We start from the raw sequence: 16,160 nt of genomic DNA on the forward strand, positions 1-16,160 counted from the left end.
TTTTTCGACAGCAGCCTTGTTTTTCCTTCCTATCAGGAAGATTACATAAAGGCGTTTTGCACGCCTTCCCCTTTGGGGGATTGGTAACAGGGGTATTTCCCCATTTTCGTGGCCCTTGGGCCCTTATCCATAGAATAAAAATTTTAGGCAGCATGCGGAGGTGTTTATGATGCAGCCAGAACGTTTCAGTGAAGAAGTCAAAAGTTTATTGGAAGCCAGTCAGCAGCAAGCTGTCATGAACTATAACCAAGAGGTGGGAACCGTCCATCTCCTGTCAGCCATGATGAGCGAACCTGATAGTTTCCTCCATTATGTCTTAAAGAGCCTTCATATCGAGGAAAACGACTTCAGTCGTGACCTTGACCATTTGGTGAAGGCCGTCCCGTCTGTGAAGGGAACGGACCAGCTTAGTATGTCCACGGGGATGGCAAGGGTCTTTGCCCTCGCGGAAAAAGCAGCCGGCCAAAATAAGATTACCGGAGCCCATCTGCTGGCTGCCCTCTGTGAAGATGGCGATAGCGATGTGGTTTCCCTCTGCCGCAAGTACGGCATTACCCGTTCGGCCATCCGTGGTCTCGTCGACCGCTATGAAGGCGGCAAGGACAGTGACGAAAACCGCAAGACCTTGGAAAAATATGGGCAGGATCTGACGGCTAAGGCCCGCAAGGGAGCCCTTGATCCGGTCATTGGTCGTGACGATGAGATCCGCCGTACCGTTGAGATCCTGTCTCGTCGGAAAAAGAACAACCCTGTCCTCATTGGGGAACCGGGTGTTGGCAAGACGGCTATTGTAGAAGGCCTTGCCCGCCGGATCGTGGCAGGCGACGTGCCTGAATCCTTAAAGAACAAGACCCTCTATGCCCTGGATCTTGCGTCCCTTGTTGCTGGGGCCAAGTACCGCGGTGAATTTGAAGAACGCTTGAAGAAAGTCCTCAAGATTGTTGCCGATTCGGCTGGACAGATCATCATGTTCATCGATGAACTCCATACCGTCGTTGGAGCCGGTGCCTCCGAAGGGTCCATGGATGCCGGAAATATCCTGAAACCGATGCTGGCCCGCGGTGAACTCCGCTGTATTGGGGCCACGACCCTTAATGAGTATCGAAAGTATATTGAAAAAGACAGTGCCTTGGAACGCCGGTTCCAGCCTGTCCTTGTCAAGGAACCAAGTGTCGAGGATACGGTTTCCATCCTGCGTGGCTTGAAGGAACGGTACGAAGTCCATCATGGGGTCCGCATCAAGGATTCTGCCCTTGTAGCTGCGGCTGCGCTTTCAAACCGCTATATCAGTGAACGCTTCCTGCCGGATAAGGCTATCGACCTCGTCGATGAAGCGGCAGCCCGTCTGCGTACGGAAATTGATTCCATGCCGACGGAACTGGATGAAAGCCGCCGCCGTATGCTTCAGCTCCAGATTGAGGAACAGGCCCTTTCCAAAGAAGAAGATAAGCAGTCGGCTGACCGTCTCGAAAAGATCCGTGAGGAACTGAAAGAGATGAAAGCAAAGAACGATAAGATGACAGCTCGCTGGCAGGAAGAAAAGGCCGGCATTGCCAAGGTTCGCCAGGTCAAAAAAGCCATTGACCAGGTGAAGAAGGACATGGAAACGGCCGAGCACGACTATGATCTCAACAAGCTTGCCGAACTCAAGTATGGCCGTCTGCCGGAACTGCAGAAACAGCTCCAGGAACTGGAAAAAGAAGAGCATGCAGAAGACCGTCTTCTCAAGGAAGAAGTCGACGAAGACGATATCGCCAAAGTCGTCAGCACCTGGACGGGGATCCCTGTGAGCCGCCTTATGGAAGGCGAAAAGAAGAAACTGGCTCACCTGGATGAAATCCTCCATCAGCGGGTCATCGGTCAGGATGAAGCTGTGAAGGCTGTCTCCGAAGCCGTTATCCGCGCTCGTGCTGGTATCAAGGATCCCAATAAGCCCATTGGTTCCTTTATCTTCCTGGGCCCAACGGGCGTCGGCAAGACGGAACTTGCCAAGAGCCTTGCCGAAGTGCTCTTCAACGATGAAAAGAGCATCATCCGCATCGATATGAGTGAATATATGGAAAAGCATACCGTAAGCCGCTTGATTGGTGCGCCTCCGGGATATGTAGGCTATGAAGAAGGGGGTCAGCTCACGGAAGCCGTGCGCCGTCATCCTTATTCGGTTATCCTTTTTGATGAAATCGAAAAAGCTCATGCCGACGTCTTCAACGTGCTCCTCCAGGTCCTTGATGATGGCCGCCTGACCGATGGCCAGGGCCGTGTCATCGACTTCAAGAATACCCTCATCATCATGACGAGCAACCTTGGATCCCATGAAATCATGGAACATAAAGGTGAAATCAGCCATGAAGAAGTGCGCAGTATGCTGATGAAGTTCTTCCGTCCGGAATTCCTGAACCGTGTGGATGACATTGTTGTCTTCAAACCGCTCGGCGAGGATCAGATCCGCAGCATTGTCCGCCTCATTCTGGGTCAGCTGGGCAAACGCCTGCAAAGTCAGATGGAACTCACCCTTGAGGCCACTGATGAAGCTGTCGATGCCCTTGCCAAGGAAGGCTTCGATCCTGCCTTTGGCGCTCGTCCGTTAAAGCGCCTCATCGTTCATAGTGTGGAAACCATCGTCAGCCAGAAGATTGTCCAAGGAGACATTGTAAGCGGCGATCATCTGAAAGTCGTCTTGAAAAACGGTAAAATTGACGTGGTAAAGGCGTAAGCCTTGACTGCTGGGAAGGACCCCTTCTTCCCAGCATTTTTACGTTTATTGGGATTTTTTGGGAAAAACCTTTGTGAACTCGTCGTAAATGAGTTCACAGAGTAGGGGTTCCGTTGTATAATAAGAAGGAATTTGATGAATCGCCAAGGAGGATTTCCATGAAAAAATTACTCACCCTTGTCACGCTTCTTATGACGCTCCTTGCCGTTCCTTTTACGGCAAGTGCTGAGCGCAGCGGCGCCAAAGCAAGCGGCGTTCCTTTCAATAAGACCAAGGTTGTCTATCTAAAAAGTCTCGAAAAGACTGATGGGGAATTTGTTAAGAATAACCCCCAATTCAGACGCGATGAGGATGCGGTCCGCCTCACCTATCTTGGGCTCCAGAAATCCTTGAAGGATGAAGGGGTGACGCTTTATAACAATCCAGTCATGCTGCCCGACCGTTACCTGAGAAAGACCCTGACCATGCAGGTCGTTGTCAATTTTGCAGGGACTGTGCCCCTCGAAGGAGAAGCGGCTCAGGAAGCCATCAAGGACAAACGGGAACCGGTGGAATCCCTTGTCTCCCTTTCCTTCCTTGTCACCAAAGGAGAGGCACCGGTCTACCGTATGACCGACGTGCGTACGAGTAAGGAAAAGAACTTGGAAAAACTCATCCGGGATATGACAAAAGATGTAGCAAATGAAATCACGAATAATCGTATGAAACTAAAAGATGTAAAATAAGAACGCCGAGAGGCTGTGAGAAATGAGTACATCATTTCTCACAGCCTCTTTTTGTATGGCTTGGGAGTGGGGGATTATGATGTTCAGGTGGTGTGATGCTGTGATGCAGGGCCGCACTGCTGTTCTGCCACTAAAATCGGTGCAGCCGAATCTTTTGTCTTTGGAATTTGAATCCATCAAAAGACTGTACAGCCGACCCTAAACCGTTCCTTCTTTAAAGGGGGAGGGACCGAATCCATTCGCCCGGAAACATGGCCCTGCGCCCTTGTGCTTTGCCCCAATGCGGGCTTGGGACTCGGGCATATTTGCCTTGCTAGCTGCTTGCAAGGAAACGTCGCTGCGGTTTCTCATCCACCACCGAAATCGGGAAATCCGAATTGGATAACCGTATGGATATTTCCCACACAACATGAGTGCTAATAAATTATATTATCGGCCCCGTCGTACACGAAAACGGTTCCTTTACCTTCGCAGCTGCAATGGATTTATACTGGTGCGGCTGTCAAAGGCGGGGTATCGTTTTCGAGTCAATGCGGAAGATGGCTATAGAGGATCAGCCGTATCATGTTCCGTCTTTTTGACTACGCAGATGGGCCGATATGGGCTTCAGGCGAATCATGTTTCCTTTAAAAACCGAAAAAATTCCAAGAAGTGGCCCATCCGCCGAAGGCATTTTTTTGGGCGTCTTAAAAATGAGATTGTGGTACGTACCTTCTTGCGACGGGGCATGTCATCATCGGCATCAGATCAATCTTTTTAAAGCCAATGACGACACGTAGCCGCATCGAATCGGCGCGATTTCCGCGCCGAGTAAAACTACAGACCTCTACCCTTGCGACAAACCCATTTAAAAGATATAATTCTATGAGTATCATCGTGAGACCAGCCCGGTTATCCGCCCTGTGTCCCCCTTGAGGAAAGGATGGACGATATCTATGCCGATACCTCTTGCTCTTTGGGCTGCTGCCGGAATCGGAGCAGCGGGCATGAAGCTCTACATGAACCTGAACAGTCCTGAAACCGTCGTGCGCAATGCAACGGAGCGTTATAACGAAGAACGCTATAAATTCTATAAACAAATGGAAAGGCTCGTTCCCCTCATCGAGGAATTGGGCCGTTTGAAGTTATCTACGTGGTCCAAGTATACCGCGATGTTTGACACGCTGGATAAGCTCATCAACCTCCCCGGTCATTATACCTATAAGAGCCACAAGAACCTCCACATGCTGCCCCAGGATGTGCGCAAGCTGCGGAAGGTGGCAGACGTCGTAAAACGAATCCATACGGATCATCTTGATATTGAAGGGACAGGGATGCTGACTATTGTTGCTCTTCAAGGCGGGGCGGCCAGTGATTACAGCCAGACGGCCCTGGCCGAAGGGGAGTCGCGCCTCATTCTCGAACAAATCATGGAGCAGCCCCTTTATACGTCAGAATGCGGCGTCCTTGACGAAGAGCAGGTCCTGTGCGCCGTCATGGATTTTCCCAAAGTCATGCCCCGTGGTTATTTCAAGGACCGTCATGGCAGAAAGCGGGAACGCAAGGTTTCCAAACGGGCGGCCCGCCGCTACAAGGAATTGACGGATAAGGAATCGGTCCGTCTTGCTGACGCGACGGCGCGGGCTGATCGCCTTTTTCATGTTGTGACCCATGTCCTGGGCTATATGAAGCCGCTCAAAAAGGAACATGATGAACAGCTTGATTTTTTTACGGCCCTCATCAAGAAAAACAACGATTACGATCAGTTTACGCTCGAACAGAAGGATCGTCTCAATTTTGGCGTTACCTTAGGATTTGTCCTGCGTGAACTGGCCCGGACCGATATCATCATCAAGAACGGGAATGTTCCCATCATCAATACTTCGGCCCTGCGGGCGGTTTATGCCCGGGCCAAAGATTTGATGCCTGCGGAAGAAATGCCCTATCAGATATAAGAAAGGAAGAATTCTATGATCAGTACAAAAGGTTTCAAAGCCTATGATATCCGCGGCGTCGTTCCCAGCGACGTCAATGAGGAACTTGCTTACGCCTTGGGCCGCAGTCTTGCCTTTTACCTCAAGGCAAAGACCCTTGTCATAGGTCACGACATCCGTCTGAGCGGGCCCAGCCTGCGCGACGCCGCTGTACGTGGGATGCGTGACATGGGGACACATGTCATCGATCTTGGTCAGTGCGGTACGGAAATGATTTATTTTGCGGTTGCCCATCTTAAGGCTGATGGCGGCATGATGATTACAGCAAGCCATAATCCTGCCGAATATAACGGGATGAAGCTTGTCCGCAGCGAGTCCCGGCCCATTTCGGGAGACACGGGATTAAAGGACCTTGCGGCCATGGTCACAGATCCTGATTTTGAAACAAAATATCCCAAAGCCGCACGGCAGGGAAGCTATGAGCAGGTGGACATTGTCCCAAGTTATGTGGATCATCTCCTTAGCTATATCGACACTAAAGAGATTGCTCCCCTAAACATCGTGGCTAACCCCGGAAATGGCGGAGCCGGTCCCATTGTAAAGGAACTGGCAAAACACCTGCCCTGTCACTTTACGTATCTTAATGACACGCCGGACGGACATTTCCCCAATGGAGTTCCTAATCCGCTCCTTGTTGAAAACCGTGATGCCACCAGCGACGCTGTCCGCCGGGAAGGGGCCGATCTTGGCATTGCCTGGGACGGGGATTTTGACCGCTGCTTCTTCTTTGATGAAAATGGACGCTTCATCGAAGGGTATTATCTTGTCGGTCTTTTTGCCTCTTACTTCCTCAAGAAGCATCCCGGTGCCAAGATCCTCTTTGACCCGCGCTTGATCTGGAATACAGAGGACATCATTGCCCGTGAAGGGGGCTATCCTGTCCGCTGCAAGAGCGGTCATGCCTTCATCAAGGAATGTATGCGTCGGGAACATGTTCTTTATGGCGGAGAAATGAGTGCCCATCACTATTTCGCCGATTTTTCCTACTGCGACAGCGGGATGATTCCTTGGCTTCTTGTCATTTCTCTCATGTCGACATCAGGCCTTAGTCTTGCTGAAATGGTGGACGCTCGCATCCGCGAATATCCCTGCAGCGGAGAAATCAACCGCAAAGTGGGGAATGCCGATGCCATCATGGAATCCCTGTCGACGCGCTTTAAATCCGGCATCCAGGACCGTATGGACGGGCTTAGCGTCGTCTATGATGAATGGCGCTTCAACCTTCGTAAATCCAATACGGAACCTGTGGTGCGTCTCAATGTTGAAACAAGAGGAGATCGGGAACTTCTCGAACAAAAGACCCGTGAACTTCTGGACCTTATCCAGGGCGAGAAAGCATAAGGAGGCAGCAGTATGAACGTTCTTGTTACGGGCGGGGCCGGTTACATCGGTTCCCATGTCATTGATGATCTCATCAAATCTGGTTATACACCGATTGTTTATGATAATTTCAGTACCGGTCATGCCGAAGCGGTTCCCGAAACGGTACAGCTTATCCAAGGGGACCTTCACGATTTCACCTTCTTGAAGCATATCATGGGCCAATATGAAATCGATGCCGTCCTGCACTTTGCTGCAAGTTCCCAGGTCGGCGAGTCCATGGTCGATCCGGGAAAATATTACTATAACAATGTGGCTGGTACTTTGGGTCTTCTTGACGCCATGCGGGAAAGTGGCGTCGAGTATATCGTCTTTTCGTCGACGGCGGCCGTTTACGGGGAACCGGACCAGGTTCCTATTACGGAAGACATGCCCCTTCATCCAACGAATGTCTATGGCCGGACAAAACTCATGATTGAAAACATGCTGCGTGACTACAGCATGGCCTACGGCCTTCATTATGTAGCCCTGCGCTACTTCAATGCTGCTGGCGCGTCCCTTTTGGGAAATATCGGGGAAGACCATAATCCGGAAACCCATCTCATTCCCCTGACCATCCAAGCCGCTCTGGGTAAGCGCGATGCTATTTCCATCTTTGGTACGGACTACGACACCCCTGACGGCACGTGCCTCAGGGACTACATCCATGTGAAGGACCTGGCCTCCGCTCATATCCTTGCCCTGAACCATCTTGTCAAGGGCGGTGCAAGTCGGGTCTATAATCTGGGAACCAAGACGGGACTTTCTGTCCGGGAAATCATCAATGCCGTCAAGGAAGTAACGGGCCGTGACTTCATGGTAAAGGAAGAAAAACGCCGTGCTGGCGATCCTGCGCGGCTCATTGCCTCCAGCGAAAAAATTGCAAAGGAACTCCATTGGAAGCCCGAACACAGCAGCGTCAAGGAAATTGTGGAGACGGCATGGCGCTGGCATAGCGGCCACCCCAATGGATATCGCTGAGCCTTATGGATATCCTGGTAACCGTCGATCATCTCGCCAAAAGCTTTGGCGCTCATGATATCTTTGACAAGGTGAGCTTTACCATTCGCCAAGGGGAAAAGCTAGGCCTTGTCGGTGTCAACGGCAGCGGCAAGACGACGCTCCTGCGCTGCCTCATGGATCCCTCCTTTGCCGATAAGGGAACCGTCCAATATGCAGGGGAAATTCGCGTTGGCTATGTGGAACAGGGGTTTGACAATATCGAAGACGAAACCATCTGGGAGTTCATGCTCCGTTCCTGCCCGGATATTCTTTCCCTCCGGGAAACGATGAAGGAACTTGAGCGGGAAAGCGGCGAAAAGACAGGTGATGCCCTAAAGGATGTCCTGGACCGTTATGGTCGGGTGGAAACCCGCTATGCCCACTTGGACGGTTATCACTACGAAAATAACATCAAGCGGGTCCTGATGGGACTGGGCTATCCAGAATCCACCTGGGAGCACAACGCCCTGGCCCTTTCGGGCGGACAGAAAACGCGCCTTCAGCTGGCGGCGGCTCTTGTCAATTCGCCGGATCTGCTCATCCTCGACGAACCGACGAACCACCTGGATATTGTCATGAGTGAATGGCTGGAAAAATATCTTCGTGAGTTCCGCGGTGGTGTCCTCATCATCTCTCATGATCGGGCCTTCCTTGATGCCGTTGTGGAAGGCATCCTTGAAATGGAAGGGGGGACCCTGCACCGCTATAAAGGAAACTATTCCCGCTATGTGGAGCAAAAAGAGCTCCAGGTTCTCTCCCAGACCCGGGCTTATGAAGCGCAGCAGGAAACCATCCGACGCACGGAAGAGTATATCCGGCGCTACAAGGCCGGCATCAAAAGCAAGATGGCTCGGGGACGTCAGTCCCAGCTGGACCGGATGGAACGCATTGACGCACCCGTAAAGGAAGAATCTTTTACGCTGCGTCTGCCCCATGCCGCTGAATCCGCGGAAAAGGTCATCATGTTGGAACACCTTTCCGTTGGCTATGAAGGAAACGCCCTTTTAAGCGACATTGACCTGGTCCTGCGCCGCGGGGAAAAGGTGGCCATCATCGGGCCCAATGGGAGCGGCAAGTCAACCCTCCTAAAAACCATCCTTCAGGAAATCCCGCCCCTTCACGGCGAAGCAAAGATTGGAAACCGCGTGAAGATTGGCTACTTTTCCCAAAGCTATGAGCGCCTTGATTCCCAGCAGACCATTCTTGACAACTTCCTTACGGAGTATGGCATGACGGACGAACAGACGCGCCGTCTATTGGGCAGTATGCTCTTTCGCGGGGAAGACGTCTATAAAACCATCGGGAGCCTTTCCGGCGGTCAGAAAGCTCGTCTGGTCCTCTTGAAACTGGTTCTTGACGGGGCCAATTGCCTCGTTCTTGACGAACCGACGAACCATCTTGATATCATGGCCAAAGAAGCCGTCGAAGCCGCCCTTGAGACCTTTGACGGGACGGTTCTTCTCGTCACTCACGACCGCTATCTCGTTAATGAAGTGGCAGGCCGCATCTGGGCTGTTGAAAAGGGGCACCTCACGAATTATAACGGCAATTACGACTTCTATCTGGAAGAACGGGACAAACGCCAACAGCGGGAAGCGCCGCTTCCGGAATCCTCTCATCGAGCGCCGAAGGAAGAACCGGTAAAACCTGATGGATCAAAGCACCGCCCCCATGAGGAAAAATCCAAAAACCAGCGGATCTATACGCCGGCTGAGGCGGAAAAACTCCTGCCTGAAGTAGAACTGAAAATCCGTGAACACGAGGCTCTGCAAAAGGTCCTAAGTCAGCAGATTGCCGATCCTGAAAACCAGATGGACCTTGAAAAAAGTGCGGCCCTTGCCGCGGAATACGAAAAGGAGCAACAGCTCATTGATGGCTTCATGGAAAAATGGGAAGCTCTTATGGAGGCCCTTGAATGACAGCATTATCCATTGACAGTTTCATAAAAGCCCTGCAGGGCTATCACAGCGATACGGCCTTCAACCCATGGGCCGATTACGACCCCCAGTGTGACATTGGGCCCCAGGCACCCCTCATCCGGGCAGCCAATCTGAAGCGCTATTTGACGCTCCGCCAAAAGGCACGCTTTCTTTTTATTGCCGAAGGACTGGGTTATCAAGGCGGGCACTTTTCAGGCATGGCCATGACGAGTGAGCGCATCCTTTTGGGTCATCACCCTAACGTGCGGCCCCATGTGGTTCTTGGCGAGGATTACCCTTGCCAAAGGACAAGCAATCCCGAGTCGCCCCTGTTAAACCGCATGCAGCGGGAAAAAGGCTTCAATGAACCGACGGCGACCGTCATGTGGGGGGAACTTGCGGCCCAAGAACTGGCCCCTTTCCAGACGATTTTGTGGAATATTTATCCCTTCCATCCCTATAAACCATCGGGCATCCTGACAAACCGCACGCCGACGCCAAAAGAGCTTGACGAAGGCATTGACTTTGCTCGTATGATCCTTGCCCTTGTGCCGGGGATGCGCGTCATTGCCATTGGCCGAAAAAGTGCGGACACGCTCCAGAAGTATGGCGTAGCCTGCGACGCGGTTCCTCATCCTTCCATGGGTGGGGCCACGCGCTTTCGCAGCGCTGTGGACGCCTTGTTTGAATCTGAATAGGTATTTTTGGAGGTAACATGGAAAGCACCATTGCCAGTATGACTAAGGAAGAGGTCCTCAAGATTTCCCTCACGTGCGGGAAACTGCTCCTGACAAGCGGCGCCGAAACCTATCGTGTGGAAGATACGATGACGCGCATCTGCGCCCTCAGGGATATGCAGATTGCTGCCGTCAGCACGCCGTCATGGATCATGGTGGGCGACGAAACCGTGGACGGGACCAGTATGGTCTCCCGCGTTACGCGGCGGGGGACGGATCTCACCCTCATCAGCGAAGTGAACAACATTTCCTATCATATGCCCACGTGGGACCATTCCTTTGCCGAAACCATGGCCATGCTTGATGAATTGAGTGCCCGCCCGTCACCGACCGCACTCTACAGCATGGTTTGGTCCGGTTTTGCCGGCGGCTTTTTTGCCGGCGTCATTGGTGGCAATTTCTGGGATTTTGTGGCAGCCTTCTTGGGCTCCTTCCTTTCTATGGCCTTCATCTGCCTCGTGCGGCCCTTCCGCCCCAGCAGTTTTTGGGAAACGACTATGGCAGGCGTCATCATCTGTTTTGTCACCTATATGTGTCATCTGTTCATTCCTGGTGTCACTATGGAATTTGCCATTGGCGGCGGAATCATGCCCTATTTGCCCGGTATGGCTTTTACCAACGGAATCCGGGACTTCATGGCCGGTGACCTCATGAGCGGAACGAGCCGGGCCGGCGAGGCCATTTTCCTTGTTGGCGGCATTGCCATCGGCATTGCGGCCTTCCTTGGCATCGTCTATCTTTAAGGAGGACTGCCATGAACGTCATCCTGACCATCGTCATCAAGACCATCTGCTCCTTTTTCGGAACCGTGGCTTTTGGCAAGATCTTCAACTGTCCTAAACACTGCCTCTATAAAGCGGGCTTTGTCGGCGCTGTGGGTTTTGGCGTCTACATCATTCTCCTCAGCGGTTTTGGCGTCAGTTCCATGCTCAGCAATTTTGCTGGAACCGTAGCCCTTTCTATCTGCAGTGAGCTCTTTGCCCGCTGGTACAAGGAACCTGTGCCTGTTTTTTCCATTCCTGGCGTCATTCCTCTTGTGCCGGGGCTGCCCCTTTATCGGGCCATGAACTATACGATGCAAAACGGCTACAGCATGGGTATGCATACCTTTGTCTCGGCGGCCCTTGACGCAACGGCCATCGCCATGGGTATTCTCCTTATCTCAGGTCTTGCCAAGGTTTATAAGACCAGTAAACGCCTTGTGTCGAAAAAGGTCCATCATCATTCCGAACGCTTGTAAAAAACGATTGCTTATAAACCGCGGGAGTCCTTCCTTGGAAGGACTCTTTTTGATTGGGCGCCTTACGATCTTTTGCCTTACAGTCTTTTAGCATCACAGCATCTTAGTTTCCTTCCATTTTTTCGCCCGACAGCCAGAACTGAAGGCTCGTGACAGCCCTTTAGAACAGGCCTCGAAGAAAACAGCTTGACAGCTTTCCCCTTTGCGCCCCGCCAGAAAAAAGATTATAATATCCCCAAAAGGAGGAATGCCCCATGGCCATCTATCATACGCTTACAAGAACAGTAAAGGAAAACCCCCAGACGGGAAGCATCATCAGTGATGCCATCATGGATCCAGAGACCCTCGGCAAGGGGGTCAAGATGTTTGCCCAAGTTACGCTGAAGCCGGGCTGTGCCGTTCCTATTCATCAGCATGTCGGCAACAATGAAACGTATTATCTGATTCAAGGCAGCGGCGAGTATACGGACGAAGACAAAAAATTCACCGTCAAAGCAGGCGACGTGACCTTCTGCGCTGATGGCGGCACCCATGGTCTCTTGAACACGGGAAAGGAAGACCTCGTCTTCGTCGCCCTTATTGCCAATACCATCGCCTAAGGCATTTTTGGGAAGGCGGCCTGGCAGGCTGCTATCTCTAAAAAATCGGAGCCAGCTACGCCTTATCAAAGGGCTGCGGGCAGCAAAGCATAAAAAGAGAAGCGGAGGAAGAAATGAGCGAATCCTTTCTTTCCCCGTCTTTTTTTAAAATAGTTAATGAAAGTTTTAAATAAATAAGATGAAATATATTCAAAACATTAATAAGGAAGCGTAACATTTTTCTTTCATTCTTACCTAAAAATCCTCAAAAATGCACAGAAAAACCCTTTCTTTGCCCTTCTTTCCAGTCCGCGGTGAGGATATATGACACACTAGGAACCGTGTAAACAAAGAATGGCATAAAATAAGGCGTACAGCGCCCAAAATTTTCTTGACAGGGTACGCGAGGAATGCTAGAATAGCATGGTGTCACAGGAGAAACTATGTCTTGACGGAGGTGCGCAATGTTTTTGGAAGAAGTAAAAAACGGCGCTCCGACTGTGGTGGGAGTAAAACAGACCCAGAAGGCCCTCGTCAAGGAAACTGCCCGCGGCGTCATCGTGGCGATGGATGCCAGCGATCACATCACAGGCCCCGTCAGGGCCTTGTGCGGGATTCATCAGGTTCCTGTGGAAACGGTCCCGACCATGCAGGAATTGGGCAAGGCCTGTGGGATCCACGTGGGAGCAGCCGTGGCGGCTGTTCTTGAAACTCGGTAAAATCTTCCGCTTGGGAGATTTTAATACATTAAATCTTATTCTTGAGAAAGGAGGTGCCGGAATGCCTACAATCAATCAGTTGATTCGTAAAGGTAGACAAGTTGTTACTCAAAAATCCACGGCGCCAGCATTGAAAAATTCACCGCAAAAACGCGGTGTCTGCACGAGAGTGTACACCACCACTCCGAAGAAACCTAACTCTGCTCTTCGTAAGGTTGCTCGTGTCCGCTTGACCAATGGTATCGAAGTTACTGCTTACATTCCTGGTATTGGCCATAACCTGCAGGAGCACAGCGTAGTCCTCATCAGAGGCGGAAGAGTCAAGGACCTTCCTGGTGTTCGTTATCATATCATTCGTGGCGCATTGGATACTGCCGGTGTTGCTGATCGCGCACAGGCTCGTTCCAAATACGGCGCTAAACGCCCGAAAGCAGCTAAGAAATAAGCACAATGCGTGAATGATTCATAACGAAGGAGGAATTACAGATGCCGAGAAAAGGTCCTGTAACGAAAAGAGACGTATTACCGGATCCAGTATATGGTTCCAAATTATTAACCAGATTCATCAACAAGATTATGCTCGACGGCAAAAAAGGTGTCGCTGAACGCATTGTCTATGATGCATTTGATCTGATCCATTCCAAAACGGGCAAAGACCCCATGGAAGTTTTCGACGCTGCCATGAAGAACGTCATGCCTACGCTGGAAGTTAAAGCTCGCCGCGTCGGCGGTGCCAACTACCAGGTTCCTGTTGAAGTCCGCGCTGACCGCAAGACCACTCTGGGGATTCGCTGGCTCGTCAACTATTCCCGCCTGCGTGGTGAAAAGACGATGTACGAACGTGTTGCCGGCGAACTGATGGACGCTGCCAACAACACCGGTGCTTCCGTCAAAAAGCGTGAAGATACGCACAAGATGGCCGAAGCCAACAGAGCGTTTGCACATTATCGTTGGTAATCTTTACAACCAATCATTACAAGGAGGAGTAATCTGTGGGCAGAGAGTTTCCCTTAGATAAAATCAGAAATATCGGCATCATGGCACACATTGATGCCGGTAAAACGACCACCACGGAACGTATCCTGTTCTATACCGGTAAGACCCATAAGATCGGCGAAGTCCACGACGGCGCCGCTACCATGGACTGGATGGTTCAGGAACAGGAACGTGGGATCACGATTACTTCTGCTGCAACGACCTGTACCTGGAAAGGACATTCCATCAACATCATTGATACCCCGGGCCACGTTGACTTCACGGTTGAAGTTGAACGTTCCCTGCGTGTACTCGACGGCTCCGTTGCCGTATTCAGTGCCAAGGGCGGTGTTGAACCCCAGTCCGAAACCGTATGGCGTCAGGCAGAAGAATACAATGTACCGCGTATCGCGTACATGAACAAGATGGATACGACGGGCGCTGACTTCTTCAACGCTGTCCAGATGATGAAAGATCGTCTCGGCGCAAATGCTGTGCCTATCCAGATTCCGATGGGTGCTGAAGATCAGTTCGTCGGCCTCATCGACCTCGTCAAGATGCAGGCTATCGTCTATGGCGATGACCTTGGCAAAGACGAAGAATTCGAGCCGATTCCTGAAGAATACGTTGAAGAAGCCCAGAAATGGCGCCAGAACCTCTTGGAAGCCGTTGCTGAAGGCGACGACGACCTGATGGAAAAATACCTTGAAGGCGAAGACCTTACGGAAGATGAAATCAATGCCACCATCCGTAAGATGACCTGTGCCTGCAAGATGTTCCCTGTCACCTGCGGTTCTTCCTATAAGAACAAAGGCGTGCAGCCCCTTCTGGATGCCATCATTGCTTACATGCCGGCTCCGACCGATGTGGCTGACATCAAGGGCGTGGATCCTGAAACGGGCGAAGAAACAACTCGTCCTTCCAGCGATGATGCTCCCTTTGCTGCCCTTGCCTTCAAGATCGCAACCGACCCCTATGTTGGCCGCCTGGCTTTCTTCCGTGTCTACTCCGGTAAACTGACGGCTGGCTCCTACGTCTACAACTCTTCCAAAGGCAAGAGAGAACGTATCGGCCGTATCCTGCGCATGCACTCCAACCATAGAACGGAAATCGAAGAAGTCTATGCTGGTGATATCGCAGCTGCCGTTGGCCTGAAAGATACGGGCACGGGCGATACGCTCTGCGATGAAAAGGCTCCGGTCATTCTCGAATCCATGGTCTTCCCTGAACCGGTTATTTCTGTAGCCATCGAACCGAAGACCAAGGCCGACCAGGAAAAGATGGGCATTGCCCTTGGCAAACTTGCTGAAGAAGACCCGACCTTCCGTGTCCGCACGGATCCCGAATCTTCCCAGACCATCATCTCCGGTATGGGTGAACTCCACCTTGATATCATCGTCGACCGTCTGAAGAGAGAATTCCACGTTGACTGCACTGTAGGCAATCCCCAGGTTGCCTATCGTGAAACCATCCGCAAGGCTGTTAAGAGCGAAGGTAAATTCGTTCGTCAGTCCGGTGGTAAAGGTCAGTATGGTCATTGCTGGCTTGAACTGACTCCGCTCAAACCGGGCGAAGGCTTCAAATTTGAAAACAAGATTGTTGGCGGTGCCATTCCTAAGGAATACATTGCACCTGTTCAGGCTGGTGTTGAAGAAGCCATGGAAAACGGTGTTGTGGCTGGCTATCCGATGGTTGATATCGGTGTTACCGTTTACGACGGTTCCTACCACGAAGTCGACTCTTCTGAAATGGCATTTAAGATTGCTGGTTCCATGGGCTTTAAGTCCGGTGCCGCCAAAGCTGACCCTGTTCTGCTCGAACCGTACATGAAAGTTGAAGTGACGGTCCCTGAAGAATACATGGGCGACGTTATCGGCGACCTGAACTCCCGCCGTGGCCGCATCGAAGGCATGGAAGCAAGAAACGGCGCCCAAATCATTTCCGCTTTCGTTCCCCTGTCTGAAATGTTCGGGTATGCAACGGACCTTCGTTCCAAGACCCAGGGCCGTGGCAACTACTCCATGGAAGTCGACCATTACGAAGAAGTTCCTAAGAACATCGCGGAAGCGATTGTTGCCAAAAATAAGGGAACGGCTGAATAAGCCCCAATTTTAGGAGGATTAGTACAATGGCTAAAGAGAAATTTGAAAGAACTAAACCCCATGTTAACATTGGTACCATTGGTCACGTTGACCATGGCAAGACGACCCTGACCGCTGC

At 51.4% G+C, this 16,160-nt stretch carries 15 protein-coding genes; all 15 read left to right on the forward strand.

All coding sequences use genetic code 11. From position 1 onward, the window contains the following. Nucleotides 1–169: 169 nt before the first annotated feature. Entirely contained in the window at nucleotides 170–2,713 is a 2,544-nt protein-coding gene (gene clpB, locus DW817_RS08585; protein WP_165851882.1) for an ATP-dependent chaperone ClpB, read from the forward strand. A 158-nt stretch (nucleotides 2,714–2,871) separates the two neighbouring features. After that, nucleotides 2,872–3,438, forward strand: a complete 567-nt coding sequence (locus DW817_RS08590; RefSeq protein WP_009015298.1) for a hypothetical protein — start codon at nucleotides 2,872–2,874, stop codon at nucleotides 3,436–3,438. 935 nt (nucleotides 3,439–4,373) lie between these two features. Beyond that, entirely contained in the window at nucleotides 4,374–5,372 is a 999-nt protein-coding gene (locus DW817_RS08595) for a hypothetical protein (protein ID WP_014129146.1), read from the forward strand. Nucleotides 5,373–5,387: 15 nt separating this feature from the next. Next, nucleotides 5,388–6,752, forward strand: a complete 1,365-nt coding sequence (locus DW817_RS08600) for a phosphomannomutase/phosphoglucomutase (protein WP_009016323.1) — start codon at nucleotides 5,388–5,390, stop codon at nucleotides 6,750–6,752. 12 nt (nucleotides 6,753–6,764) lie between these two features. Continuing rightward, nucleotides 6,765–7,751: a UDP-glucose 4-epimerase GalE gene (gene galE / locus DW817_RS08605; protein WP_021737258.1), complete on the forward strand. Its 987-nt coding sequence runs from the start codon at nucleotides 6,765–6,767 to the stop codon at nucleotides 7,749–7,751. 5 nt (nucleotides 7,752–7,756) lie between these two features. Further along, on the forward strand, nucleotides 7,757–9,691 hold the full coding sequence (locus DW817_RS08610; protein ID WP_009016325.1) for an ABC-F family ATP-binding cassette domain-containing protein: 1,935 nt from the start codon (nucleotides 7,757–7,759) through the stop codon (nucleotides 9,689–9,691). After that, nucleotides 9,688–10,389 (forward strand): uracil-DNA glycosylase, encoded by a 702-nt coding sequence (locus DW817_RS08615; RefSeq protein ID WP_009016326.1) that lies wholly within the window; start codon nucleotides 9,688–9,690, stop codon nucleotides 10,387–10,389. Before DW817_RS08610 ends, DW817_RS08615 begins: the two co-directional genes overlap by 4 nt. A gap of 17 nt (nucleotides 10,390–10,406) precedes the next feature. Further along, nucleotides 10,407–11,171, forward strand: coding sequence for a threonine/serine exporter ThrE family protein (locus tag DW817_RS08620; protein WP_009016327.1), 765 nt, complete (start codon nucleotides 10,407–10,409; stop codon nucleotides 11,169–11,171). A gap of 11 nt (nucleotides 11,172–11,182) precedes the next feature. Continuing rightward, a complete protein-coding gene (locus tag DW817_RS08625; protein WP_009016328.1) occupies nucleotides 11,183–11,668 on the forward strand; it encodes a threonine/serine exporter family protein in 486 nt (161 codons plus the stop codon). 254 nt (nucleotides 11,669–11,922) lie between these two features. Further along, the gene (locus DW817_RS08630) at nucleotides 11,923–12,267 is read left to right on the forward strand and encodes a cupin domain-containing protein (RefSeq protein WP_009016329.1); all 345 of its coding nucleotides are present in this window, start codon (nucleotides 11,923–11,925) and stop codon (nucleotides 12,265–12,267) included. 443 nt (nucleotides 12,268–12,710) lie between these two features. Continuing rightward, nucleotides 12,711–12,965, forward strand: coding sequence for a ribosomal L7Ae/L30e/S12e/Gadd45 family protein (locus tag DW817_RS08635; RefSeq protein ID WP_009016330.1), 255 nt, complete (start codon nucleotides 12,711–12,713; stop codon nucleotides 12,963–12,965). A 61-nt stretch (nucleotides 12,966–13,026) separates the two neighbouring features. Then, nucleotides 13,027–13,410 (forward strand): 30S ribosomal protein S12, encoded by a 384-nt coding sequence (gene rpsL, locus DW817_RS08640; RefSeq protein ID WP_009016331.1) that lies wholly within the window; start codon nucleotides 13,027–13,029, stop codon nucleotides 13,408–13,410. A 41-nt stretch (nucleotides 13,411–13,451) separates the two neighbouring features. Next, nucleotides 13,452–13,922, forward strand: coding sequence for a 30S ribosomal protein S7 (rpsG, locus tag DW817_RS08645; protein ID WP_009016332.1), 471 nt, complete (start codon nucleotides 13,452–13,454; stop codon nucleotides 13,920–13,922). Between the two features lie 35 nt (nucleotides 13,923–13,957). Next, nucleotides 13,958–16,042 (forward strand): elongation factor G, encoded by a 2,085-nt coding sequence (fusA, locus tag DW817_RS08650; RefSeq protein ID WP_009016333.1) that lies wholly within the window; start codon nucleotides 13,958–13,960, stop codon nucleotides 16,040–16,042. A gap of 26 nt (nucleotides 16,043–16,068) precedes the next feature. Continuing rightward, the coding region (locus DW817_RS08655; protein ID WP_018294844.1) for a GTP-binding protein at nucleotides 16,069–16,160 on the forward strand (92 nt) is incomplete at its 3' end.

This window comes from Acidaminococcus sp. AM33-14BH (assembly GCF_003603525.1).
GTDB lineage: Bacteria > Bacillota > Negativicutes > Acidaminococcales > Acidaminococcaceae > Acidaminococcus > Acidaminococcus intestini.